General features: G+C 72.7%; 21 protein-coding genes and 1 pseudogene. 7 read left to right on the top strand and 15 right to left on the bottom strand.

The window, feature by feature from the left end; translation table 11 throughout:
- Positions 1-348 (top strand): hypothetical protein (locus ACY34I_RS33165; RefSeq protein ID WP_462759122.1); only part of this gene is annotated, 348 nt, incomplete at its 5' end.
- A 229-nt stretch (positions 349-577) separates the two neighbouring features.
- On the opposite strand, the gene ACY34I_RS33170 is transcribed toward ACY34I_RS33165, so the two are convergent.
- From ACY34I_RS33170 to ACY34I_RS33180, 3 genes are read right to left on the bottom strand one after another with little or no spacing between them, the layout of a single operon-like run.
- Complete coding sequence (locus ACY34I_RS33170; protein ID WP_462759123.1) at positions 578-1,297, bottom strand: SDR family oxidoreductase; 720 nt, start codon at positions 1,295-1,297, stop codon at positions 578-580.
- A gap of 10 nt (positions 1,298-1,307) precedes the next feature.
- Entirely contained in the window at positions 1,308-2,120 is an 813-nt protein-coding gene (locus ACY34I_RS33175; protein ID WP_462759124.1) for an AraC family transcriptional regulator, read from the bottom strand.
- Positions 2,121-2,159: 39 nt separating this feature from the next.
- Entirely contained in the window at positions 2,160-3,707 is a 1,548-nt protein-coding gene (locus tag ACY34I_RS33180; RefSeq protein WP_462759125.1) for a GH1 family beta-glucosidase, read from the bottom strand.
- 235 nt (positions 3,708-3,942) lie between these two features.
- Between ACY34I_RS33180 and ACY34I_RS33185 the strand changes: the two genes are divergently transcribed.
- Complete coding sequence (locus ACY34I_RS33185; protein ID WP_462759126.1) at positions 3,943-4,896, top strand: hypothetical protein; 954 nt, start codon at positions 3,943-3,945, stop codon at positions 4,894-4,896.
- Between the two features lie 360 nt (positions 4,897-5,256).
- Here the strand turns inward: ACY34I_RS33185 and ACY34I_RS33190 are convergent, their stop codons facing one another.
- On the bottom strand, positions 5,257-5,940 hold the full coding sequence (locus ACY34I_RS33190) for a DUF3159 domain-containing protein (protein ID WP_462759127.1): 684 nt from the start codon (positions 5,938-5,940) through the stop codon (positions 5,257-5,259).
- Positions 5,941-6,026: 86 nt separating this feature from the next.
- Between ACY34I_RS33190 and ACY34I_RS33195 the strand changes: the two genes are divergently transcribed.
- The gene (locus tag ACY34I_RS33195; RefSeq protein ID WP_462759128.1) at positions 6,027-6,914 is read left to right on the top strand and encodes a phosphatase PAP2 family protein; all 888 of its coding nucleotides are present in this window, start codon (positions 6,027-6,029) and stop codon (positions 6,912-6,914) included.
- A gap of 1 nt (position 6,915) precedes the next feature.
- Here ACY34I_RS33195 and ACY34I_RS33200 read toward each other — a convergent pair whose 3' ends face one another.
- Positions 6,916-7,368: a YbhB/YbcL family Raf kinase inhibitor-like protein gene (locus ACY34I_RS33200; RefSeq protein WP_462759129.1), complete on the bottom strand. Its 453-nt coding sequence runs from the start codon at positions 7,366-7,368 to the stop codon at positions 6,916-6,918.
- Between the two features lie 110 nt (positions 7,369-7,478).
- Between ACY34I_RS33200 and ACY34I_RS33205 the strand changes: the two genes are divergently transcribed.
- Positions 7,479-8,150: a maleylpyruvate isomerase N-terminal domain-containing protein gene (locus tag ACY34I_RS33205; RefSeq protein WP_462759130.1), complete on the top strand. Its 672-nt coding sequence runs from the start codon at positions 7,479-7,481 to the stop codon at positions 8,148-8,150.
- 289 nt (positions 8,151-8,439) lie between these two features.
- Complete coding sequence (mraY, locus tag ACY34I_RS33210; protein WP_109947387.1) at positions 8,440-9,543, top strand: phospho-N-acetylmuramoyl-pentapeptide-transferase; 1,104 nt, start codon at positions 8,440-8,442, stop codon at positions 9,541-9,543.
- A 106-nt stretch (positions 9,544-9,649) separates the two neighbouring features.
- Here mraY and ACY34I_RS33215 read toward each other — a convergent pair.
- Positions 9,650-9,977 (bottom strand): annotated as a pseudogene (locus ACY34I_RS33215) (tyrosine-type recombinase/integrase); the annotation flags it as partial.
- 109 nt (positions 9,978-10,086) lie between these two features.
- On the opposite strand from ACY34I_RS33215, the gene ACY34I_RS33220 reads away from it, so the two are divergent.
- Positions 10,087-10,455, top strand: a complete 369-nt coding sequence (locus ACY34I_RS33220) for a cyclic-phosphate processing receiver domain-containing protein (RefSeq protein ID WP_462759131.1) — start codon at positions 10,087-10,089, stop codon at positions 10,453-10,455.
- Between the two features lie 144 nt (positions 10,456-10,599).
- Here the strand turns inward: ACY34I_RS33220 and ACY34I_RS33225 are convergent, their stop codons facing one another.
- From ACY34I_RS33225 to ACY34I_RS33240, 4 genes are all read right to left on the bottom strand, one after another.
- Positions 10,600-11,100, bottom strand: a complete 501-nt coding sequence (locus ACY34I_RS33225) for a hypothetical protein (RefSeq protein WP_462759132.1) — start codon at positions 11,098-11,100, stop codon at positions 10,600-10,602.
- Between the two features lie 279 nt (positions 11,101-11,379).
- The gene (locus ACY34I_RS33230) at positions 11,380-12,126 is read right to left on the bottom strand and encodes a hypothetical protein (protein ID WP_462759133.1); all 747 of its coding nucleotides are present in this window, start codon (positions 12,124-12,126) and stop codon (positions 11,380-11,382) included.
- Between the two features lie 309 nt (positions 12,127-12,435).
- On the bottom strand, positions 12,436-13,281 hold the full coding sequence (locus ACY34I_RS33235) for a DUF1028 domain-containing protein (protein WP_462759134.1): 846 nt from the start codon (positions 13,279-13,281) through the stop codon (positions 12,436-12,438).
- A gap of 64 nt (positions 13,282-13,345) precedes the next feature.
- Positions 13,346-14,581, bottom strand: coding sequence for a low temperature requirement protein A (locus tag ACY34I_RS33240; protein WP_462759135.1), 1,236 nt, complete (start codon positions 14,579-14,581; stop codon positions 13,346-13,348).
- Positions 14,582-14,777: 196 nt separating this feature from the next.
- On the opposite strand from ACY34I_RS33240, the gene ACY34I_RS33245 reads away from it, so the two are divergent.
- Positions 14,778-15,578 carry an SDR family oxidoreductase gene (locus ACY34I_RS33245; RefSeq protein ID WP_462759136.1) on the top strand — a complete coding sequence of 267 codons (801 nt, stop codon included), beginning with the start codon at positions 14,778-14,780 and terminating at the stop codon, positions 15,576-15,578.
- On the opposite strand, the gene ACY34I_RS33250 is transcribed toward ACY34I_RS33245, so the two are convergent.
- From ACY34I_RS33250 to ACY34I_RS33270, 5 genes are read right to left on the bottom strand one after another with little or no spacing between them, the layout of a single operon-like run.
- Positions 15,572-15,883 carry a hypothetical protein gene (locus ACY34I_RS33250; protein WP_462759137.1) on the bottom strand — a complete coding sequence of 104 codons (312 nt, stop codon included), beginning with the start codon at positions 15,881-15,883 and terminating at the stop codon, positions 15,572-15,574. The genes ACY34I_RS33245 and ACY34I_RS33250 overlap by 7 nt on opposite strands.
- Positions 15,884-15,913: 30 nt before the next feature.
- Entirely contained in the window at positions 15,914-18,250 is a 2,337-nt protein-coding gene (locus tag ACY34I_RS33255; RefSeq protein WP_462759138.1) for a transglutaminase TgpA family protein, read from the bottom strand.
- On the bottom strand, positions 18,244-19,398 hold the full coding sequence (locus ACY34I_RS33260) for a DUF58 domain-containing protein (RefSeq protein WP_462759139.1): 1,155 nt from the start codon (positions 19,396-19,398) through the stop codon (positions 18,244-18,246). Before ACY34I_RS33260 ends, ACY34I_RS33255 begins: the two co-directional genes overlap by 7 nt.
- Before the next feature lie 3 nt (positions 19,399-19,401).
- Positions 19,402-20,397: an AAA family ATPase gene (locus tag ACY34I_RS33265; protein WP_462759140.1), complete on the bottom strand. Its 996-nt coding sequence runs from the start codon at positions 20,395-20,397 to the stop codon at positions 19,402-19,404.
- Positions 20,398-20,426: 29 nt separating this feature from the next.
- Positions 20,427-23,054 carry a fibronectin type III domain-containing protein gene (locus ACY34I_RS33270; protein ID WP_462759141.1) on the bottom strand — a complete coding sequence of 876 codons (2,628 nt, stop codon included), beginning with the start codon at positions 23,052-23,054 and terminating at the stop codon, positions 20,427-20,429.
- Between the last annotated feature and the right edge of the window lie 109 nt (positions 23,055-23,163).

Below are 23,163 nucleotides of genomic sequence, written 5' to 3' on the forward strand. Positions count from 1 at the left end.
TACGACGTCACCGCCTCGGTGCGGGGCACCCGGGACGGCGACTACCTCCGGCTGAACGGGGACTGGCACACCAACAACGGCAAGACGCTGCTCTCCGGCATCTTCTGGTATCTCATCATCGACTGCACCGAGGGCTATGTGGTTGCGCACGACACATTGGCCTATGAGACCGGCCCGGCCGCCGGCGGCGGCATCAGCTTCCAGTACCGGATGAACCCGCAGCGGATGTACAAGGTCCAGGTATGGGGCCAGGGCGATCTCACCTACATGAACGGCATCTACGGCAAGTTCGCCCGGTACCCAGCCCGGGGAATCATCCCGTTCATCAACGAGACCGCATGCTTCTGACCGATCGCCGAGCGCACGGCGGTTGACCGATCCGGCCGGCCCTGCCCCGCGGCACGACCGCGGGGCAGAGCCCTCGCCGGTCAGGGCGTGGCGAGCGCCTCCGTCGGCGTGAGCCGGGCCGCCCGGATCGCCGGGTACAAGCACGTCCGGATCTGCCGCCGATCGGGCGTCGCGGTACGTGACGGGGGCGTTGGCCCCCGATGCGCAGGGCTTCGCGTCGGCGTAAAGCTCACAGGAGCAGGCCGCCCGTTGCGCGGATGTTCTGACCAGTGATCCACTGCGCGTCGGGGCCGGCGAGGAAGGCGACCACGGCCGCGATGTCGTCGGGCTGGCCGAGCCGTTGCAACGCGGTGAGGGCGACGGTTTGGGCCAGGGCCTCCGGGGGGTTGGCGGCGCGCAGCAGGTCGGTCTCGGTCGCGCCGGGCGAGATTGTGTTGACCGTGATGCCACGGCCGCCGAACTCTCGGGCGGCGACCGCGGTGAACTGTTCGAGCGCGGCCTTGCTGGCGCAGTAGAGGGAGTGGCCGGGTGCCGGCACCACCGTGTTGAGGGTGGATATGTTGATGATGCGGCCGTTGTCGCGCAGCAGCGGCGCCGCCTCGCGCATGGCCAGCACGGGGAATTTGGTGTTGACCGTCAAGACCCGGTCGAGCTCGTCCTCGGTCAGGTCGGCGATCAGCATTCGTGGGTTGATGGCGGCGTTGTTGACGAGGATGTCCAGGCCGTCGCGAACCGGTTGGAACATCGCCGAGATGCTGGTGAGTTCTTCCTGTTCGGCGCGGACGGCGATCGTGCCGGCGAGTTGGCTGACGAGGTCATCGGCCGCCGTCTTGTTCTCCTTGTACGTGAACACGACCGTTGCGCCTTCGTGGGCGAGTCGCTGCACGATCGCCCGGCCGATCCCCCGCGAACCGCCGGTCACGAGTGCTGTCTTACCGGTGAGCCTCATGCCGGGGACGCTATCCGGGGACGCGCTCGCGGTATTGAAAGAATGCGCAGAGCTCGGTGGGCGTCAGGCCGGACATGGCGCGGATCTCCCGGTTGAAGTGCGGCTGGTCGGCGTACCCGCAGTCGACCGCCGTCCGCGGCAGGCCAGCGGACCGGGTGAGCAGGTGTACGGCGCGCTGAAAGCGGGCGATCCTGGCGACGGTGCCGGGCGACAGGCCGATCTGCCGCTGGAACCGGAGTTCAAGGTTGCGTCGGCTGACGCCGAGCTCGTCGGCCAACGTGCTGATCCGGAGCCGATTCGCGGATCGTTGGAGTCGCCACCAGGCGTGCATCGTCAGCCGGTCCGGCTGCCGGTCGGCGGCGAGTCGAGCGGTCAAGTATTTGTCCAGCACTGCGAACCACGTCGGCCGGTCCGGTGCCTCTCCCAGCCGCTCGGCCAACTCCGCCTCCCGGTGGCCGAGGAGATCCGCCAGTTGGAAGGTGCCGCCGGCTATCTCCCGCATGGGTACGCCGAGGAGGGCGGTGGTCCCGGCCGGCGTCAAGCCGATGGAGACGCCGTCTCCCCACGCGGTCTGCTCGTGGACGACGGGGCCACTGCGGGGTCCGGTGATTACCCTGCTCGGCCCGGCGAAGTCGACGATCATCGTGGTGAGGTTCATCGGCAGGACGCGGTGCCGGACGGCTGCCCCGGAACCGGAACGGAAGCCCGCGTAACCCACGACATACGGGCGTAGTCGCGGATGCGGGAGGCTGGCGAATGTTTCGCACGGCTCGGGATCGACCCGCACCGGTACGGAGTGCACGTGGCTCACAGCAGCCATCATCCGTCCGTCACGGCGCTGATACGAGGTGTTGGCTCGCTTCTAGAGGCCGTTGTCGTGGATCACCGTGCGGTACCAGTGGGCGCTGCGCTTGAGCACCCGGCGTTGCGTCGGGTAGTCCACGTAGACCAGTCCCCAGCGCTGGTCGTATCCCTCGGCCCACTCGAAGTTGTCCAGCAGCGACCAGACGTGGTAGCTCTCCAGCGGCACGCCGTCGCGGATCGCCCGGTGGGCGGCGGCGAGGTGATGGCGGAGGAAGTCGATCCGGCCGTCGTCGTCGACCGTGCCGTCGGGTGCGAGGGTGTCCGGGCAGGGCAGGCCGTTCTCGGTGACGGTGAGCGGGATCGGCCCGTAGTCGCGGGTGACCCGGGTGAGGATGTCGTACATCCCCTGCGGGTAGAGCTGCTGCCACTCCGCCTCGGAGGTCGGCCACCTCCGCACCGTGGTGCCCTGGCCGGTGACGTAGATGGGCGTGTAGTACTGCACCGCGAGCAGGTCCACCGGGCTGGCGATCACCGCGAGGTCGCCGTCGCGGATGCCCCGCACCATCCGGCTGTCCGCGCCCAGGTCGGCCAGCACGTCCTGCGGGTAGGCTCCCTTGAGTACCGAGTCCAGGTAGAGGCGGTTCTCGTAGCCGTCGTAGAGCCGGGTCGCGGCCGCCGCCTCGGCGGTGTCGTCGGCCGGGTAGCAGGGGTGCAGGTTGAGCGCCGGGCCGATCCGCCCGTCGACGCCGGCGGCGCGCAGCGCGCGTACGGCGAGGCCGTGGGCGAGCTGGAGGTGGTGGGCGACCAGGTACGCGGCCTGCGGGTCCTGCCGGCCGGGGGCGTGGTGCCCCGTCAGGTAGCCGTTCTGCACGACGGTCTTCGGCTCGTTGATGGTCAGCCAGGCTGGCACGCGGTCGCCGAGGGCGCGGAAGACGATGTCCGCGTACGCGGCGAACCGTTCGGCGGTGTCGCGGTTCTCCCAGCCGCCGGTGTCCTGCAGGGCCTGCGGGAGGTCCCAGTGGAACAGGGTGGCCATCGGGGCGATGCCGCGTTCGTGCAGGCCGTCCACGAGGCGGCGGTAGAAGTCGAGGCCGCGCTGGTTGGGTCGGCCGGAGCCGTCGGCCTGGATGCGTGACCAGGAGATGGAGAAGCGGTAGCTGCGCAGCCCGAGGTCGCGCATGAGGTCCAGGTCCTGGGCGTAGCGGTGGTAGTGATCGGCGGCGACGTCGCCGGTGTCGCCGTTGCGGATCCGTCCCGGGGTGTGGCTGAAGGTGTCCCAGATCGACGCGCCCCGGCCGTCCTCCTTGGCGGCGCCCTCGATCTGGTAGGCCGAGGTGGCCGCGCCCCAGCCGAAGTCGGGCGGGAAGCGCAGCGACCCGGGCGTGGGGTCCGCCTCCGGGGTGGTGTCGGGGGTGTCGTCGCAGCCGGCGACGGCGGCGGCGGACGCGGCGGTCCCGGCCGCGGCGGTCCCGGGAGCCCGGTGCGGACCGCGCCGGCGGCGGTCGCGGAGTGGGCGGCGTGCCGGAGCAGGCGCCGTCGGGTGAGTAGCGACATGCGTTTCTCCTCGGGATGACGGGCCGGCAGCGGACGGGAGCGCTCCCAGCATAGGTCAGGCGCGACCGGCCGCGTCCCGAGGGCGGACCACGTCGGGGCGCGCGGCCCGGCCGGTCGGGCGGCCGGAGATGGATGGGCGGGGTGCCGGTCGGGAGCGGGCCAGCGGCGAGGCGGACAGCGAAGGAGGCCGGCCGGGGCTTCCCTGGGCGTCCCGCGCTGCGGGACCATCCGGTCTATATCGGTCAGATACGATATGCCAACCGGTCGGTCATGAGGGGAAGTGACGTATGGGTCGTCGACGAAGGATCACCTGGCGGTATCTCGCCGCCGCGCTGCTGGCGCTGACGATGGGAGCGGTCGTCCTGCCGGCGCCCGCGCAGGCGGTGGACTACCCCGGTGGGCGGCGCATTTACAGCGTCGCGCTCGGGGCCATCCCCGCCGCCGGCGCGCCCGCCACCGGTCCGGTCTGGGTCCGGCTGGCGACCTACTATTTCTTCGGCAACGGCACGGTGACCGAGAGCTTCTGGTACTGGAACCGGGCCACCGCCGTCGGGGCCGCCGGTACGGGCGTCCGGACGACCGGCTGCGCCGGCCACGACTGCGAGGTGCGGACGGCCGCGGGGTTCCAGCCCGGTGGCGTCGTGAAGTCCCTGAGCGGCACGTACACCAACTCCGGTGACAGCATCACCATCACCTGGAGCGGAGACGTCCAGGAAACCTGGGCGGTCAGCCAGCCCGCCAGCGACCTGGCCCGGCTCGACTTCATCAGCTCCAACTACGGGGTCACCGTCGGCTGGGGCTTCGGCAGTTCCGCCTCGAACGACGCGTACACGCCGGTCAGCAACATCCCGCTGGCCCAGTACACCGGCCGGTACGCCGGCTACAGCGGAAGCACCGGTGCCGCCGGCCCCAGCGGGATGGACCTCCGGTCGTTCGCCCGATGCAACGGGAACTGCATGAGCTGGCTCAGCCCCCCGACCGCCACCTGTTCGTCCTGCCCGAACGGCGCGACCTCCTCCCCGATCCGCTACTACCTCGCGGGAGCGGGCCGGCGGAACTTCTACGAGCACTGGTGCACCTGCCTGACGTCGAGCACCTGCTACACCGGTGGTTCGCATCGCAAGCCGCAGCTCCAGGTGATTGGCGACACTGGGACGTTCCACGGGTGGGTCGGCGTGGAGGCGTCCAACTCCACGGCGAACACCGGCTACTTCGCGGTGCACTTCCACGTGAACGTCTGACCGGCCGGGGGTGCCGCTTGGCTTAGGTCAGGGTGCGCGGATCCAGGGTCTGTCAGGCGTCACCGGGTCGCGGTGCGCGCCGGCCTGGTCGAGCACCGTGGCCTACTGCGGCAAGGAGGTCACGTCGGCCCGCACAACGTACGGCGTCGCCCGGTCGGCGGACGGCCTGAACACGGTCAGCCCGGGTGGGCCGGCCGTCCGGTGCGACGCAGCGGACGGACCGGCTCACCGTCCGCGCCCAAAGACGAAGTTGCCGCGAAAACACCCGGGAAAATCCGGCCGTCACGGGATCACACGACGGCCGTGGACGGAGTAACGTACTTCACCGGAGAGGCCGCTCCCCCCGTGGCGGCCTCTCTTCTAATGTTCACGCCCGCCGTCCTCATCGGACGCCGTGACCGGGTGCCGCAGCCCCGGATGTCCGGGCGGCAGTGACCGCCGGATCACCACCCAGCTCACCGCCAGCACCGCCGCGATCAGCGGCCAGGTCAGCGCCACCCGGGCCACCACCAGCGCGACCACCTGGCCGCCGAGCCAGAGCGGCACGAAGACCGCCAGCCGCAGCAGATAGGTCGCCGCCCACACCCAGCTGGCCCGGCCGTACGCCCGCAGCAGCGCCGGATCGCGGCGCCAGCGGGCACGCTGCCCGAGCGCCGCGCCGACCACCACGCCGAGCAGCGGCCAGCGCACCACGATGCTGACCATCCAGGCCAGCGCGCTGGCCGCGTTGGACACCAGCTGCACCAGGAAGAAGTCGCTGGCCCGCCCGGTCCGCAGGGCGATCAGCGCGGCCACGCAGACCGCGAGCAGCCCGACCAGGACCGACCGCGGACGGTCCCCCCGCCGCAACCGCCAGCCGGCCACCGCCGCGCCGGCCACCAGCGCGGCCAGCACGCCACCCCACAGCCCGGCGGCCAGCCAGCCCACCGCGAACGCCACCGGGGGCAGGGTCGCGTCGACCGCTCCCCGCCGGCCACCGAGCAGGTCCGCCAGGGACTCCGGCCGCTCCCGGGTCGGCTGCTCCCGCTCCGGCGTGCTGGTCACCCGCCACCCCCTCTGATCGCCTCCTCAACCTAACCAGAGGCGCGACGGCCGCCCAACGAGCGCTGGAGGCCGCCGGCCGTTAAGTTGTGCGGGTGCGCAAGACGGCGAGAGGCGGGACCGCGGTCTGGTTGGTCGTACTGGCCCTGGCACAGGCCGCCGCGTTCCTGCTGGTGTGGCGCTTCGCCGTGCACACCTCGCTCGGCCAGTGGATCGACACGGTCGCGTTGACCGGCAACCGGATCGGCCAGAGCCGCATCGACGAACCGGTCAACCGGATCCTCAACGCCATGTCGGTGGTGTCCCTGCTGGCGGCGACCGCGGTGATCGGCTTCATCGCGCTGATCCGCGGCCGCAAGACCCTCGCCGTCACCGCCACCCTGCTGATCGCCGGCGCCAACGTCAGCACCCAACTACTCAAGCACTACCTGGCCCGCCCCGACTTCGGCATCGACCCGGCGCGCGCGGCCGTCGGCAACAGCCTGCCCAGCGGCCACACGGCGGTGGCCGCATCGGTGGCCGTCGCGCTGATCCTGGTGCTGCCGCCGAAGGCGCGGGTGCCGGGCGCGTTCCTCGGCGCCGGCTACGCGGCCGCCGCCGGAGTGGCCACCCTGTCCGCCGGCTGGCACCGGCCCAGCGACGCAGTCGCCGCGTTCCTCCTGGTGGGAGCCTGGGCGGCGGTCGCCGGCCTGGTGCTCCTGTTCTTCCAGCGGGAACGGGCGATGATCTCCCCAGCCGACGCGCACCCCGTGGCCGCCGCCGTGCTCGGCCTGGGCGGCGCGCTCGCGCTCGTCGCGTCCGCGCTTGCCCTGGCCTGGCTGGTCCGCCTCGGCGACGTCCCCGCCGACGAGCTCACCCGCCGGCCCCTCTTCGTCGGGTACGCGGGCAGCGCGGCCGGCATCGCCGGGACGATCGCCGTGGTGGCCGCGCTGGTCCTGGCGGTGGTGCACCGCCTGGTGCCCCGGGTCAAAGGCTGAGTCAGCGGTAGTAGGTGCCGACCATGGTGCCGCTGGCGATCTCCTTGTCGGTCAGCGCCCGCTGCACGTCGGTGACCTGGGGTGCCTCCGGCAGATCCAGCGGTCGCTCCAGGGCGTAGAGCCGGAAGAAGTACCGGTGCGGGTCCGCGTGCTGGGGTGGGTGCGGGCCGCCCCACCCGGTGTTGCCGAAGCCGTTGGGCCACTCCTGGCCGCCCAGCGGCACGCCGCCCTCGGCGACCCCCTCTGACCGGGGCGAGATCCCGGTCACCAGCCAGTGCAGGAACGGAGTCTTCCCGGCGTCCGGGTCCTCCACGAACAGGACGAGCTCGCAGGCCGCGTCGGGGACCTGGGACCACTCCAGCGGCGGCGAGACGTTCCCGCCCTCCTGCGAGAAGCGTGCCGGTAGCAGGTCGTGGTCGTTGAAGGCGGTGCTCCGCAGCATGATGCCGGCCATCTTTCCGCGCCTCCTCTCCTCGTCCCGCCGCGCGTACCCGGCCGGTGGGCGACGAAACGGCGGGTGGCACGCTGTTCAGGCAGGCGAGGCAGCCGACGGGGAGGGCGGGGATGGACTTCGTGCGCGAGGCGTTCCGGGACGAGTGCGGCCGGCTGGAGCAGGTGCTGCGCAGCCTCGACGAGGCCGACCTGGACCGGCCCACGCCCTGCCCGCCCTGGTCGGTCCGCGACCTGCTGGCGCACGTGCGCACCGGCGCGGGACGCCTCGTCGACATGCTCGCCGCCCCGGCGCCCGAGCGGGCGGAGGTGGACGCCGCCGGCTACTTCGGGGCCGCCAAGTTCACCCCGGAGGTGGACAGCGCCCGGATCGACAGCGCCCGGCGGGAGGCGCGCGAGCTGCCCGGCGTACCCGAGGTGGCGGACGGCTTCGCGCGGGCCTGGCGGGCCGCCGACGCGGCGGTCGCCGCGCAGCCGCCCGGGCGGCTGGTGCGCACCCGGCACGGCGACGCGATGACGCTCACCGAGTTCCTGCGTACCCGGGTGGTGGAGGTCGGGGTGCACGGCCTGGACCTGGCCGACGCGCTCGACCGGCGGCCCTGGCTGACCCCGACGGCGGCGCAGGTGGTGGCCGACCTGCTCACCGGCGGCCGGCCGGTGCCGGACGGGCTCGGCTGGGATCCGCTGACCCTGGTCCGCAAGGCCACCGGCCGGGTGCCGCTGACCGACCGCGAGCGGACCCTGGTCGACCGGTCCGGGTTCCGCTGGCTCTCCTTCGGCGGCTGACCGCCGCCCGGACCACCGCCCGGCCCGCCAGCGTCCGTACGAGCCGTCAAAGTTGAACCTCGGGCCGGCGCTGCAAGATCGTCGTCGGATTCGTGTCGGCGAGTTACGAGCCGCGGCGCGGTGAGGTCCAGGGCTGCTCCGCTCGCCGTCGGATGGCAAGATCGCGTCTCGTGATCGATGACTTCGCTAAGGACTATCTGCACGGCCAGCCCAGGTCGATACGCCATGCGCCGATCTGGAAGCTCGGTGGGGACGCCGTGAGAAATCCGGATCTCGTGGAGGTTCGCCCGTGAGGGCGGTCATCGTCGCGGCCGCGGTCGCGTTCATCATCTCCCTGTTCGGCACGCCGGTGGCGATTCGCGTCTTCACCGCGCTCAAGGCCGGCCAGCCGATCCGATCCATCGGGCTCGCCAGCAACCAGGGCAAGAAGGGCACGCCCACGATGGGCGGCGTCGTCTTCATCGTGGCGACCGTCTTCGCCTACGTCGCCGGGCATATCGCCCTGACCACCCTGCCCGAGCGGCAGATCGCGCAGGAGGGGCCGACCATGACGGCCCTGGTGCTGCTCGGGCTGTTCGTCTTCTGCGGCGCGGTCGGCTTCTTCGACGACTTCCTCAAGGTGCTCCGGCGCAACTCCGACGGACTGTCCGCCAAAGGCAAGCTGCTCGGCCAGGCGATCGTCGGCGGCGGGTTCGGCATCGCCGCGCTCTACGTGCCGAGCACCAACGGCCAGACCGTGGCCAGCGAGCACATCTCGCTCATCCGCGACATCAGCTGGCTCAACGTCGGCAAGGTCGGCGCGGTCATGGTCATCGTCTTCGTGATCACGGCGATGTCGAACGGCGTGAACCTCACCGACGGCCTCGACGGCCTGGCCACCGGCGCGTCGATCCTGGTGCTCGGCGCGTACGCGCTGATCGGCTTCTGGCAGTACCGGCACTGGTGCGCCGACGACACGTACGCCCGCGTGAACGACTACTGCTACCAGGTCCGGGATCCCCTGGAGATCGCCATGATCGCGGCGGCAGCGGCCGGCGCCTGCGTGGGCTTCCTGTGGTGGAACACGTCCCCGGCGCGGATCTTCATGGGTGACGTGGGCTCGCTCGGCCTCGGCGCCCTGATCGGCGGGCTCGCGGTGGCAACCCGCACCACGCTGCTTTCGATCATGATCGGCGGGCTCTTCGTCATCATCACGACGACCTGGGTGATCCAGATCGTCTCGTTCCGGACCACCGGTAGACGTGTCTTCCGGATGGTGCCGTTGCACCACCACTTCGAGTTGGCCGGATGGAGCGAGGTCAATATCGTGGTCCGGTTTTGGATCGTGGCCGGCGTGTGCGTGGCGGTCGGCCTGGGCCTGTTCTACTCGGACTTCTTGGCGGTCGTTGGATAAAAGCCACGCGGTTGTCGCGTGCGCTTCAGCCGCCGCCTGAGGTCGCCCCGTGATGGATGACGCCACACATCACGTGGTATCGGCTGGGGACGCCTGGGTCTTGGTGTCGCGGTCTTGGTGTCGCGGTGCAGGAGTTGCCCGCGCACGCGTTGCAGTTGGCGGCCGACGGCCAGCTCTCCGGTGTCGAGGTCGACGTCCTCCCATGTCAGGCCGAGGGCCTCGCCCTTGCGTAGGCCGGTGACGAGGACCAGGGCGTAGGCGGCGTAGAGCGGGTCCTCGTCGGTGCAGGCCGATTCGAGGAACTTGCGCGCCTCGTCGCTCGACCACGACTTGCCCCGGCGGCGGACCGTGGCGAGGGTGACCGGCGCGGCCGGGTTCTTGGTGATGAGGTCTTCGGCCTGGGCGTGGGTGAGGGCGGCCCGCAGCGCGGCCCGGGGCCGGAGTAGCACCGGGCACCGACACGTCAACCTGCCGAAGTTTCGACGCTAGATGCGGGCTCGAATAGCGGTAGCGATGGCGGGGTGCTGATCCAAGGATGGTGACGTGGTTACCGAGAACCTGCCGGGAATCGTGCTGGTTGACGACCTGCGCTCGTTCGTTGATGGCCGGGTGGCACAAGTGGCGTGCACCAGCCGGGCCGGCGTCGAGGCGCTGGAGCGACATCATGGACAGCGATTGGACGAGCTGTGGCTGGATCACGACCTCGGCGGGGACGACACGATCTGGCCGGTCGTCGAGGTGCTCGAGCGGGCCGCGTTTGAGGAGCGCCCGTTCGATATCGGCGTGGTGTACGTCCACTCGGCGAATCCCGTCGGCGCTGCCAAGATCATGCAGGCGTTGCGGCGCTGGGGGTACCACGTCCGCTCGGCGGCTGGATCACCGCATGTCGGCTACCTATCCGAGGCCGAATAGCGGCCGGCCATCCGGACGCGGCGGCGTCTACGGCCGGTGAAGCGGGCCACCGGCTGCCGGCCGGCGGTCGCCGGCCTGTCTAGATATCCCACGTGCCTAACGTGTCAAGCGGTTGCCGGCACTTGCGTGGTGGAGGCCCGCCACTCAACCTGTCTGCGGTGGCTGCGTGCTCTCAGGGAACTCGGGAACCATCGGTGTGTCTGCAACGCGGATGAGCCCGGACTCGTGGGCGGAGAGGCGGCCAGCCAACTCCGGGTCGGTCCGATTCAGCGTCGCGCGTACCACGCCTGCCCGCTCATCGATGCCTACGCTCGTGACATAAGAGCCGTGGGTGTGCTTCATGTGTTCGTCAAGGACCCACCGCAATGCCCGTTGCAGATCACCGTCGCTCGGTCGGGCGACACAAACGCGGAGCCGGTCCGGGTGGTCGAGCCGGGAAGTTAGCTGTTGCCGCGCTGCCTCGGCATCTCTTCCGACCGTGACCACGATTAGCACATGCCCCTGACCCGCATCGAATCTATGGCGGTCGATGGCAATCCTCGGGGTGCTTGCAGCCTCGTCAGCCCATTCACGCACGATCGACAGATCGTGGCGCAGCGGGTCGCTCTCATGTACCGGAAGGCCGGCCAACTCGTCGTCAACCAACGAGCACCTCCGCGGAACACCTCCGCCCAGCGGACTCGGAACGATGCTCTGAAGGCTACAGCTCACCGGCTGTCCGGTCAGCGCAGGTGACCGACGACGAAAATTTGATCTCGCCACCCTGGCTGTGGCTAGCCGAGCGCAAGCCACGGTGGCACTTGTCGGACTCTCGCCGCCTCACGGCAGCGGCGCCGCGTCGGCCTGAAGGCCTGAAGGCCTGAAGGCCCATTAGTCCCACCACATGCTTGACGAATCCGTCCCAGCACCTGCTTGACAGTGGGCCTAGGAAGCGTGGGCATGGTCGGGGCCAGCGGGTGGGGACGTCAACGCATGCCAGAGCCGTTGGTATTCGGCTGGTTCGCCGATCGTGGCCCGGTGCTGTGGGTGGTCGACGTAGTGCCGGATCGTGTCTGCGATGAACCACGGGTGGACGTTGTCGACGCGCAGCCGCCGGCCCAGGGGGAGGATGCCGCGGCGGCGTACCAGCTCCGGACGGGCGTAGGTAAGGGCCAGGGCGGCGGCGTTGACTGCGGGTCGGGAAGGGCGGCCAGCTGCCAGCGCCTCCCACGGCACCATCAAGGAGCCGGCGAAGTCGCGTTGACAGACACCGTCCGGTCGCAGCTCGACCGAAACGCCGCGCCAGCCGCCGTTAACATGTAGACCGGCGCCGACGAGGAGCAGGAACGGCAACACATTGAACAGGCCCACGCCGTCCAGATGGCCAGTGCCCAGGAACTGCGAGGCCAAGAAAGTGAACCCCACAGCCAGGTAGACCTGGGACGCGCTCGGTTCGGTGGCGAACGCCCGCGCCTCGGGCTTGACCAGTAAGGCCGCCGGACGTAGTCGCCGGTAGGCGAGCACGGCCAGCGAAAACGCCAGCACACCGGCGAGGAAGGTCGCGATAAGCAGGATCAAGTCCAGCCAGTCTGACAGCCGACGGCCCACGGCCAGGACCACGGCCAGGACAAGCGCAATGGCGAGGATCGGCCGCCGGTAGCGGACCGTGACGGCGAAGACCGCGGCCAACATGCCAGGAGCGTAGTCGACCTCATCCAGGCGCTTGGCCCCTCAATTTCCGGATCTTGTCAAACATCTGGTGGGACGCCACTGTCAAGCATCTCCCGTGACACGACACGGCGGTCGCCGGCCGATGTGGGAGAACTTTCTGTACATCCATCGAGGCGCGGCCCTTGACGGGCCGCGCCTCCGGCGGGGGTGCAACGACTCCAGGATGGCCGGGGCTCCGTGCGCGCGTTGCGGTCCGTTGGCGGTGGCGCAGGGCCCTCCCGCCAGCCGCCGACCCGGCCGAGCCGAGCAGACCACCCGGCGGTTGACGGGTCAGCGGTCGGCCGGGGCGGTGCGGCGCAGGTGATCCAGCACGATCGGGTCGATCCGGCCGGGGACGAAGCGCTCCTCCAGGTTCTCCACCCCGGCCCAGGAGGCGAGCGCGTCGTCCAGGCCGGCCGGGCCGACCGGGTGGCCGGCGGCGGCCAGCAGCGTGGCCACCTCGTCGGCCAGCGGGCCGGCGAGGTCCCGCAGGGTGGCCGGGTCGGGCTTGCCGAAGAGCATGGTGTGCGTGTCGAGCAGGCGGCCCAGCTCGGTGACCGGGTCGGGGTGGTCGTCCACCCGCAGGTCCACCAGTTCGTCGCCGGTGCCGGCGTACCCGCCGCGCCGCTGCACCACCAGCAGGCCGGCGCTCTGCCGGCCGCGCCGGTCACCGCCCGCCCGGTCACCGGCGTGCAGCGCCGCCAGCAGCCGCCGAGGGAAGGGCAGCTCGGCCCCGCCCAGCCAGGCGTCCCGGGTCGCGTCGATGACCTGCGGGCCGGCCAGGATGTTGCCCTGCGCGGCCCAGCCGTCCCCGGCCTGGCCGCCGGCCCACGGGTGGCACCGCGGCCCGGTCCAGGTGGCCCCGTCGCCGGTCGTCCCGACCACGCCGACCTGCCGGTCGTCCCGGCCCGGGTCGGCGGCGACCAGGCCGGCCACCACGTCCGCCGCGGCCACGCCGGTCCGCAGCAGCGTCAGCCCCTGCCCCCGGTACGCCAGGTTGACGTGCGCCTGGGTGGCCACGGCGCCCACCTCGGCCTCGGCGGCCGGGACCAGCGCACCGGCGGCGAGGAACTTGCTCGCCACGGCGACGCCGTGCAGGCGGCCGTCGGCGGACCGCGCGACGATCGAGAAGGTCATTCGCGGATCGTAGTGCCGGCGGCCGGCGCGGGTGGTCCCGCGGTGCCGCGCTTCCCGTGGTGGTTCAGAACGGCGGCGCGGCTGCCTCCGGCGGCTTGCCCCGCGCCCGGCGGGCGTCGGCCACCGCCACCGCGGCCAGCACGGCGGCGGCCACGGCCGAGGCGAGCAGTGGCGGGTATCGCAGGAGCAGCGGCACCGAGGCGAGCAGGACGAGCATCGCGATCCACCGGGACGGCGACACCCGGGCGAAGACCTCGTACTCGAACCGGGCTCGGCCGGCCAGAAAGACGGCCGGGCCGAGGATAATCAGCACGACCCAGGCCGCCTCGGTCCGATGGAGGGGATGCTCGATGGTCAGCTGGTAGCCGATGGCGATGGCGGCGATCCCGATCAGCATGACCAGGTGGGTGTCGGCCGCGGACCGGCCGATCGTCGCGGGATGTTTCGCTTTGAGGACCGCCTCGCCGAGGATCTGGCCGGCGCGCTGGAAGTAGATCCGCCAGAGCAGGATCGAGGTGAGCAGCGCGAGGGTGAAGGCGAGGGTGGGGTTGCGACTGATCGGACGGGCGCTGTAGGCGAACCCGGCGACGAGGATCGTTTCGCCGAGCGCGACCAGGAAGAACTGTCGGTAGCGTTCGGCCAGGTGCTCCCCGGCGATGTCCCACCGGGACACCGTGGACCGTCCCAGTCCGGGCACCGGCCAGCCGGTGCGTCCGGCCAGGTATTCGATGCCCAGCGCCACCGTCCACAGCACGATCCGCGGGTTGGTCGGCAGGAACGCGCCGACCAGCCAGAGCACCGCGGTCGCGCAGTACGTGATCAGCATGCGCAGCTTGAGCCCTCGGTTGTGATGCCGGCCGAGGGTGGTCAGCAGGATCAGCGGTCGGGAGACCTGGGTGACCACGTACGCGACCGCGAACGCCAGGCCGGCGGCGGTGAATGCGCGGGGGATTGCCACGCCCATGACCATGCTGCCCACCAGGGCGATGATTACGACGAGCTGCAATCCGCCCCGGTACGGGTCGTACCGGCTGGTGGTCCAGGCGGTGCCCTGCCACACCGTGTACAGCGCCAATAGCAGCAGCAGGGTCTTGCCGCCGCCGGTGATCGGTGAGAACCCCGTGGTTCCGCCCGGCTCAAGGGCCAGGTCCTGGAAGGAACGAGCCGTGATGCGGGTGAGCGCGAAGACGAACACCAGGTCGAAGAAGAGCTCCAGGAACGTGGCCCGGGTCGACACGACCCCTGGGGCCTCGCGCGCTCGGCGATCGGCCTGCCCGCCGGTGCCGTCACCGGTCGTCATGGTCGGGGGATCCCGCCCTCGTTCCAGGCCACCTGGCAGTCCTAACATGCGCTCCCCGCGCTCCGGCCGGGATCGCCCGGATTGCCTTTTCGAATCTTGCTCAGGGCGACGGCGAGCGGGCACGATCGACCGGTGACGAATCGATGGGGCATGACGTGATCACCCCGGTCTTCACCCGGCGTGGAGGTGAGCAGAGATGAACCTGACCGACCGGGTGGCCGTGATCACCGGCGGTGCGGGTGGTATCGGCGCGGCGCTCGGCCGCCGGTTCGCCGCCGAGGGCGCCGCCGCGGTCGTCCTCGCCGACCTCGACGCCGACGCGGCCCGCACGGTGGCCGCGGCGATCGGCCCGGTCGCGCACGGCATCGGGCTGGACGTCACCGACGCGGCGCAGGTCCACGCCTTGGTCGACGAGACCGAGCGGCGGTACGGGCGGATCGACCTGTTCTGCGCCAACGCCGGGGTGGCCACCGGCGGGGGAGTGGATGCCCCCGACGCGGAGTGGGAGCGGGCCTGGCAGGTCAACGTCATGGCCCACGTGCACACCGCCCGGGCGGTGCTGCCGGCGATGCTCCGCCGCGGCTCGGGCTATCTGCTGTTCACCTGCTCGGCGGCGGGGGTGCTGACCGCGGTCGGGGACGCCCCGTACACGGCCACGAAGCACGCGGCGGTCGGTTTCGCCGAGTGGCTGTCCATCACCTACCGGGATGCCGGCATCCGGGTCAGCGCGCTGTGCCCGCAGGGGGTGGACACGCCGATGCTCGCCGACGGCTTGGCCGCCGGGCACCTGGGTGCCCGGGTGATCGCCGCGTCCGGGGCGGTGCTCAGCCCGGACGAGGTGGCCGAGGCGACCATCGCCGGGCTGGTCGAGGAGCGGTTCCTGATCCTGCCGCATCCGGAGGTCGCCACGTACGCCCGCCGTCGCGCCGAGGACCCGGACGGTTGGCAGGCCGGCCTGCGCAAACTGGTCCGCAAGCTGCGCGTGGCGGATCAGTAGGAGCCGCCGTCGCTCCCGCCGCCGCTGTCGGAACCGCCGCCGTGGCCGGCGGCGTCGCCGTAGGCGCTGTTTTCCAGGATCGCTCCTGAGTACCGGTCACCGGGCGCGGCGCCCCGTTCGAAGGTGTCCCGGTGCGGGCGCGGGCCGGAGCGGTGCAGCTGCCGGGCCGCCTTGCGGGCCGCGGCGAGCTTCTCCTCCCGGGTCAACTCCCGCCGGTTGCGGGTTCGTACGCGCCACCGCCAGCCGGCGGTGACCAGGAGAGCAGTGGCGAGGGTGGCGAGGACCGCCCAGAGTGGTGCGGACATGCCCCGACGGTAGGACCGGTGGGCAAGGCGTCAGCGGCGCCAGCGCAGCGGACCCGGATGCACCGTCCACAGCAGCCGCCGCCACCATGGGCGGGCCGCGCGGAGGGCGGAGACGTAGTCGCCGGCCAGCGTGGTTGCCTGGTCCGCCTGGGCGGGCGTCGCCGTGCCGGGCGCGAACGCCACCTGGTTGAGCAGCCCGGCCAGCTCGTCGAGCCCGGCGTCGGGCGGTTCGGTCGGGATGCCGTCGGTGTCCACCGCGGCTCGGGCCTCGGCCAGGGTGCGGCGGGCCCGGGCGGCCACCTCGGCCGCCGCCAGGTCGTCGCCGACCGGGGCGGCGGCCAGCCGCAGCGCGTCGGTCAGCTCCCGCCAGGCGCCGGCGATCCGCCGGCCGGGGTCACCCTGCTCCAGCCGCGCCCGGGTCAGGTTGCGGCGCAGGGTGGCCAGCGTGAGCAGCACCAGCCCGACCAGCAGCACCAGGCCGGCGATGCCGCCGCCGACCAGCACCGGCGTGCCCGGCCCACGCCGGACGGCCGGACCGGGTGCGGCCTCGGCCGTGGGCGTCGCGGTGGGTTCCACCGTCGGCTCCGGCACCTGCGACGGGGGCGGGTCGTCCGGCGGTGGGCGGAAGTCCTCCTCCACCGGGCGCGGCTCCTCGTCGGGGCGCGGCATCGGGTCGAACGGCACCCAGCCGACGCCCTCGAAGAGCACCTCCGGCCAGGCGAGCGCGTCCGCCGCGGGCACCGGCCCGTCGACCTTGGGCGTGAAGCCGACCACCACCCGGGTGGGCAGGCCGGCCAGCCGGCCGAGCACCGCGAACGCCGCCGCGAACTGCTCGGAGGTGCCCCGCTGCCCGCCGCCGTTGCGCGGTCCGAACAGGAAGAACGCCAGGTTCGGGTACGCGTGCCCGCTCGGCGCGTCGGCGGTCACCCGGTAGTGCTCGGCGAGGAAGTCCTGGATCGCCGTGGCGCGGGCGTACGGGGCGCCGTTCTCCTCGGCGAGCTGGGTGGCCAGCCGGCGCAGCTGCTCCGGCGCCCCGTCGGGCACCCGCAGCACCCGGGCCACCGCGTCGCCGGCCGGTACGTTCGCCGTGGCGAGCAGGTTCACGTCGGGGCGCTCCCGCACCGAGGTGACGGTGTAGCGCAGCCCCGGGGTCAGCCCTTCCGGCCGGATCAGCGTCCCGGTCGCCGGGTCGTACGCCACCCGGGCGCCGGTCACCTCGCGTGGCGTGGGCACGGCGGGCAGCAGCCGCCCGGTCAGGTCGGCCACGGTGATCTCCTGGCGGACCGTGTCGGTGGTGGCGTCCGGGGCGGGCGTCGTGGCGGGCAGGATCCGCCCCGCGTTGCGGTAGGTGGCGCCGACCCGCCAGGTCACCCCGTCGTAGTCGCTGAGCACCGCGAGCCGGATCCGGTTGCCGCCCTGCTGCGCGGTGGCCTGCTCGGTGTGTACCTCCAGCAGCTTCTGGTCGGGGTTCAGCGCCCAGCCGGAGATCCGGATCAGCGGGTTCTCGTCCAGCGACTCCACCTGCGGCGGTTCGACGTACCGGCGCGGGTCGACCGGGCGCTCGTTCACCTGGCCGGCCACTACCGGGGCGAGCAGGGCGGCCAGGGCGACCACCACCGCCACCCCGGCCGCGCTCGCGGCGAGCAGGCGCAGCCGCACCGCCGCGCGTACCGCCGGGGCCAGGCCGGCCGCCGGGTCGGCGGAGGCCGGGGCGCCGGGCCCGGACGGCACCGCCAGACCGGCCGCGGCGACCGCGGCGAACAGCACCGTCGGCCCGATCGCCGGGTCCGCGTTCGGGCCGACCACGTAGAGCGCGCCGGCGTAGAGCAGCACCGGCGGCAGGTAGCCGAGCAGCACCCGGCCGGTGCGCAGCGCCACCTCGGTGGCGGCCAGCCCGGCCAACCAGGCGGCGACCAGCGGGACCAGCACGGTGTCCGGCGCCGGCTCCACCGGGATCATCGCGGTGAGCAGCCGAGGGATGGCGTTGCGCGCGGCGTCGGCGCTCACCTCGGCCAGGCCGCCGGGCAGCCCCGCGTGGCCGGCCGCCAGCCGCAGCGACAGCGCCGTCCACCCGGCCAGGGCGGCCACCGACACGGGCGCCACCAGCCACGACGGCAGCCGCCGGGCGGCCACGCTCACCAGCACCGAGCCGACCGCCGCGCCGAGCACCAGCCGGGTCAGCAGCGGCCCGGCGTACACCCGGCCCAGCACCACGCCGGCCAGGGCGATCATGGTGATCAGCGCCAGCGGCACCGGCACCAGCCGTAGCAGCCGGGTCCACGCGCTGCCCGGTTTCGCGGTCGGCGCGCCCGGCTCTGTTGCGGTGGCCCGCCCCGCGCCGGCCCGGGTCGGGGGTACCGTCACCACCGGCGGATCCCGTCCCACTCGGCGGCGAACTCGGCGCCGTCGGCGGCGTCGACCACCACCAGGCCCGCTGCGGCGGCCGGTGTCGGCCCGGCCGCGCCGAACACTCCCACCACGATTGAGGGGTACGCGGCGCGCAGCGCGCCCACGTGCCCCAGGTCGCCGCGGCCGCCCGGCCCGGTGAGGAAGACGAGGGTGTCGCCGAGCCGTTCCTGCCGCAGCCGGCTCAGTGCGGTCCGCAGCGGGTCGTCCGCCCGGTCGGCCAGGTCCACCGCGGCGAGCCGGTCCAGCGGCCCGCCACTATCGGCGGGGTCGTCGTCGGCGGGGGCGACCAGCAGCAGGCTCACCGGCAGGTCCTCCCGGACCGCCGCGGCCACCACCGACGCGGCCGCCTCGCACCCCGATTCGAACGACTCGGCGACCCCGTCCGCCCGCTCCGGATGGGCGCTCGCCCGGTTGTCCAGCATCACCACGATCCGGGGGAGGCTGGTGTCCACGTTTTCCCGCACCATCAGCTCGCCCACCCGGGCGCTGGTGCGCCAGTGCACCCGGCGCAGCTCGTCGCCGACCACGTATTCCCGCAGTGAGTCGAAGGTGATCGAGCCGTGCGGGACGCTGTCGGTCCGCCCGTCCAGGCTGCGGCCGGCCCCGGTCGGCACCGCGGTCAGCGGGTGGATCCGCGGGTGCACCCACACCGGCACCGTGCCGCCGTAGGAGCGGGCCAGCGCGACCAGGCCCAGCGGGTCGCGTCGGGTGACCCGCAGCGGCCCGACCGGCACCACGCCCCGGCGGCGGGTCGGCACGTCGTAGCGGACCTCGGTGTCACGGCCGGGCCGCAGCCGCAGCAGCGGGACCGGGACGAGGCGGCCGCCGCAGCGGTCCTCGGCGAGCAGGTTCGCCGCCCGCAGCCGCCCGGTGTTGCGGACGGTCAGGGTCATGGCGGCCGGTTCACCGCGGGCCACCCGGTCCGGGTCGGCGGCCCGGTGGACCGCCAGCCGCGGCCGCCAGGCGGCGGTGACCGCGGCGTACCCGACCGCGACGCCGGCGGCCGCGCCGAGCACGGTCAGCTCCGGGTACGCGTACCGGAAGCCGACGCCGAGCAGCACGACGGCGGCGACGAGCAGCCCGACGCCGCGGGCGGTGATCCCCACGGCTCAGCCGTGCACCGGGGCGGGCTGGCCCGACGGCAGCGGCACCGGCACCGAGGCGACCGCCTGGCGCAGCACCTCGGCGGCGGTCACCCCGCGCACCTGGGCGTCGGGGGTGAGCAGCAGCCGGTGCGCGAAGACCGGCTCGGTCAGGGTCTTCAGGTCCTCCGGCATGATCCAGCCCCGCCCGTCGATCAGCGCGTACGCGCACGCCGCCCGGGTCAGCGCGATGACGCCGCGGGGGCTGACCCCGACCCGGACCTGCGGGTGGTTGCGGGTGGCCGCGGCCAGCCGCACCGCGTACGTGTAGAGCGGCTCGGCGATGTGCACCCGCCGGGCCATCCGGACCATCTCGCCGACCGTGGCGGTGTCGGTGATCGCGTTGAGCGAGTCGGGGGAGCGGAGCGTGGCGCCGCGCAGCACCTCCACCTCCACCACCTCGTCCGGGTAGCCGACGGAGAGCTTCACCAGGAACCGGTCGAGCTGCGCCTCGGGCAGCCGGTAGGTGCCGTCCATCTCCACCGGGTTCTGGGTGGCCACCACCAGGAACGGCTGCGGCACCGGGTGCCGTACGCCGTCCACGGTGACCGTCCGCTCCTCCATCACCTCCAGCAGCGCCGACTGGGTTTTCGGCGACGCCCGGTTGATCTCGTCGGCGATGACGATGTTGGCGAAGACCGGGCCCGGGTGGAACTCGAAGCCGCGGGTGGCCTGGTTGAAGATGGTCACCCCGGACACGTCCGACGGGAGCAGGTCCGGGGTGAACTGGATGCGCCGCCACTGGCCCTTGACCGTCGCAGCGATCGCCCGGGCCAGGGTGGTCTTGCCCACCCCGGGCACGTCCTCGAGCAGGACGTGCCCCTGGGCGAACAGCGCGGTCAGCGCCAGCCGGACCACCTGCGGCTTGCCCAGCACGACCGCGTTGACGTTCTCCGCCAGCCGGGCGGCCAGGGCGGCGAAGCCCTGCACCTCCGGCTGGGTGAGCGGTTCGTGGGTGTTCACGTGCGCGGGTGCTCCTTGAGGTGACGCGGTCAGCAGGTGGGCAGGAGGTTGATGTTGTCGCCGCCCTCCAGGTTCAGCCAGGCCCACGGGATGTAGTTGCGTCCCGAGTACTCGACCTGCACCCACCAGGTGCTCTGCTTGTTGTTGTTGTAGATCCAGGCGTCGACGTTGTCGCCCTGCTTCTTGCAGTAGGCCTTCAGCCGGGTGCCGGGTGACGCCCAGCCGACCTGCTTGCCGTTGAGCTGCTGCGGCACGGAGAAGATCTCGTTGCCGTTGCGGCCCGCCACCTCGGCGTTGCAGTAGGTGCGCTGGTCGCCGGAGGTCCCGTTGTTGCAGGTCGCGATGCCGTAGAGCGCGTCGGTGCCCTGGTCCCGCTTCGCGGTGCCCTTGCCGGCCGCGTTGGTCGCCGTGATCGTCACCGTGTACGCGGTGCCCGGCGTCAGGCCGGTCACCCGCAGGCTGGAGCAGCTCCCGCTGGCGGTCTGCCCGCCGGTGGCGGCCGAGCAGGTCGCCTTGCCGCCGCCCGCGTCCACGGTGAACGACACCGTCACCGAGGTGGCGTCGGCCGACGAGCCGGTCACGGTGACCCGCGGCACGGCGACCGTCCGGGCGGTGGTGCTGGCCGCCGCGCCGGGGCCGGCCTCGTTGACCGCCTTCACCTTCACCGTGACGTTCTGCCCGTCGCCGAGACCACCGACCGTGGTCCGGGTGTCGGCCACCTCGCTGGTCTTGCCGCCCACGTCCACCAGGTACTTGGTGACCGGGCGGCCGTTGTCCGCCGACGGCGCCCACTGCACCGAGATGGTGCCCGGCTGGTCGGCCACGGTGGTCGCGCGCAACTCGGTCGGCGCGGCCGGGGCCGCGAACGGCACCACCGTGTTGCTCACCGGCGAGGCCTTCGAACCGGCGCCCTTGTCGGTCACCGAGACCACGGTGAAGGCGTACTGGGTGCCGTACTCCAACTGGCCGGCCGGGATCACCAGCTCGGTCTTGCGGGACTCGCCCGCCGGGGCGCTGGCGCCGGCCGAGGTGGCGGTGACCGCGTACTTGGCGACGGTGTTGCCCTGGCCGTTGGCCGCGGGCCACTTCACCAGCACCGTGCCGTCCGGGCGGGCCTCCGCGGTCACGCTGGCCGGCGGGTCCGGCACCTCCGCCGTCGGGGTGACCGGGTTGCTCTTGCGGGCCGGCCCGTCGCCCTTGGCGTTGACCGCGTGCACCTCGAACGTGTACGTCTCACCGTTGGTCAGCCCGGTGATCTCCACGGCCCGCTGGTTCGCGCCCACCTCGTGACGCTGACCGGCGCCCTCCACCACGTACTTGGTGATCTCGGCGCCGTTCGCGGCGGCCGCCTGCCAGCTCACCCGCGCCGACGCGTCGCCGGCGGCCGCCGTGACGGCCCGCGGCGCACCCGGCTTGCCCACCTTCGGCTTCTTCGGCGGGGGCGGCGGCGCGGCAACCGGCGGCGGGTCCCCGCCGAGCACGTCGTTGGCGTACTTGTTGACGTCGCGGACGTGGTTCTTGTCGTCCACCACCTGCGCGGTGGACGAGTTCGGCGGGTTGATGAACAGGTGGTTCTCGCGGACCTCCAGCTCCATCGGCCCGGGCCGGCCGGAGCCCTTGATGGTGTCCACGAGCTGCCCGTTCGCGTCGAACGAGTAGACGCTGCCGGTGCTCTCGTCGGCGACGTAGAACCGGCCGGCCCAGGCCACCGCCGGGGTGAGCCGGTCACCCGCGCCGGGGACGGTGAACTGCCGCACCTCGCCACCGTCGCGGACCACGTGCACCTTCCGGTCGCCGACCACGGTGACCGGCACCTGCGGGCCGCTGGTGCGCGGCGGCAGGCTGCCCGGTGCGGTCATCGTCAGGTCGGCCCGCTGCGTCCGGCCGCCGCCCTGCACGGTCACCAGCGAGGCGGAGGTGCGGTCCAGCACCGCGACGCCGTCGTCCAGGGTGGACACCACCAGCTCGTGGTTCGGCTCGGCGACGTCGTACGTCTCGACCTGCTTCGGGCTCAGACCGGCCGGCGGCGCCGCCCCGGGCGTGGCCGGCAGCTCGGCGGCGGTGACCGCCGAGACGGTGCCCTCGCCCGGGACGGCGATCCACAGCCGCCCCTCGCCGTCGAACGCCCCGCCGGTGATGCCCGGCGGGTAGCGGACCGGCTCGCCCACCGGGGTCAGCGCCCGCGGGTCGAGCTGCCGGACGATGCCCTGCACCGCGTCGACCACGAACGCGGAATCCTCGTGCAGCGCCACGCTCACCCCCAGCCCGGGGGTGGTCGGGGTGCTCGCCGTGATCTGCAGGGTGGCCAGGTCCAGCGAGCTGACCTGGCCGGTGTTCAGGTCACGCAGGATCAGCAGCCGGTCCGTCTGGGCCACCTGCATCTGGTGGCTGCGGGCCCCCGGCACCTCCATCCGGGTGTCCACCCGCGCGGTCAGCCCGTTGACCCGGGACATCTCGCTGCGCGTGTTGCTCCACAACCACGAGGACGCGTCGTAGTTGGCCACCGCGTTGTCGGCGGCGCCCAGCCCGAGCACGGTCAACCCCATCGCGGCCAGCAACGCGACCACGACGCCGATGGTGACCAGCCCGCCCCGCAACCGGGTACGGGGTCGGGACGCCTGCGCCCCGGTGCTCGTGACGTCCTCGATGGTGGCCACAGCAGGCTGCCTCCCCGTCCCGGTGGGGGAGGCGCCCACGCACGTGTGGACCCTCCCCAGAGCCGGGAGCTATCATAGGGGCCGCCCGAGGAGCGTGGAACCCGCACCG

It is taken from the genome of Micromonospora sp. RTBAU3-60 (assembly GCF_054963695.1).

Excerpts from the sequence above, each read along its gene's own strand:
- ACY34I_RS33180 (WP_462759125.1), bottom strand. The coding sequence starts at position 3,707 with ATGCTGGGAGCGCTCCCGTCCGCTGCCGGCCCGTCATCCCGAGGAGAA.
- ACY34I_RS33205 (WP_462759130.1), top strand. The coding sequence starts at position 7,479 with ATGGACTTCGTGCGCGAGGCGTTCCGGGACGAGTGCGGCCGGCTGGAG.
- ACY34I_RS33250 (WP_462759137.1), bottom strand. The coding sequence starts at position 15,883 with ATGTCCGCACCACTCTGGGCGGTCCTCGCCACCCTCGCCACTGCTCTC.
- ACY34I_RS33175 (WP_462759124.1), bottom strand. The coding sequence starts at position 2,120 with ATGATGGCTGCTGTGAGCCACGTGCACTCCGTACCGGTGCGGGTCGAT.
- ACY34I_RS33235 (WP_462759134.1), bottom strand. The coding sequence starts at position 13,281 with ATGACCTTCTCGATCGTCGCGCGGTCCGCCGACGGCCGCCTGCACGGC.
- ACY34I_RS33185 (WP_462759126.1), top strand. The coding sequence starts at position 3,943 with ATGGGTCGTCGACGAAGGATCACCTGGCGGTATCTCGCCGCCGCGCTG.
- ACY34I_RS33245 (WP_462759136.1), top strand. The coding sequence starts at position 14,778 with ATGAACCTGACCGACCGGGTGGCCGTGATCACCGGCGGTGCGGGTGGT.
- ACY34I_RS33240 (WP_462759135.1), bottom strand. The coding sequence starts at position 14,581 with ATGACGACCGGTGACGGCACCGGCGGGCAGGCCGATCGCCGAGCGCGC.
- ACY34I_RS33170 (WP_462759123.1), bottom strand. The coding sequence starts at position 1,297 with ATGAGGCTCACCGGTAAGACAGCACTCGTGACCGGCGGTTCGCGGGGG.
- ACY34I_RS33200 (WP_462759129.1), bottom strand. The coding sequence starts at position 7,368 with ATGGCCGGCATCATGCTGCGGAGCACCGCCTTCAACGACCACGACCTG.
- ACY34I_RS33230 (WP_462759133.1), bottom strand. The coding sequence starts at position 12,126 with ATGTTGGCCGCGGTCTTCGCCGTCACGGTCCGCTACCGGCGGCCGATC.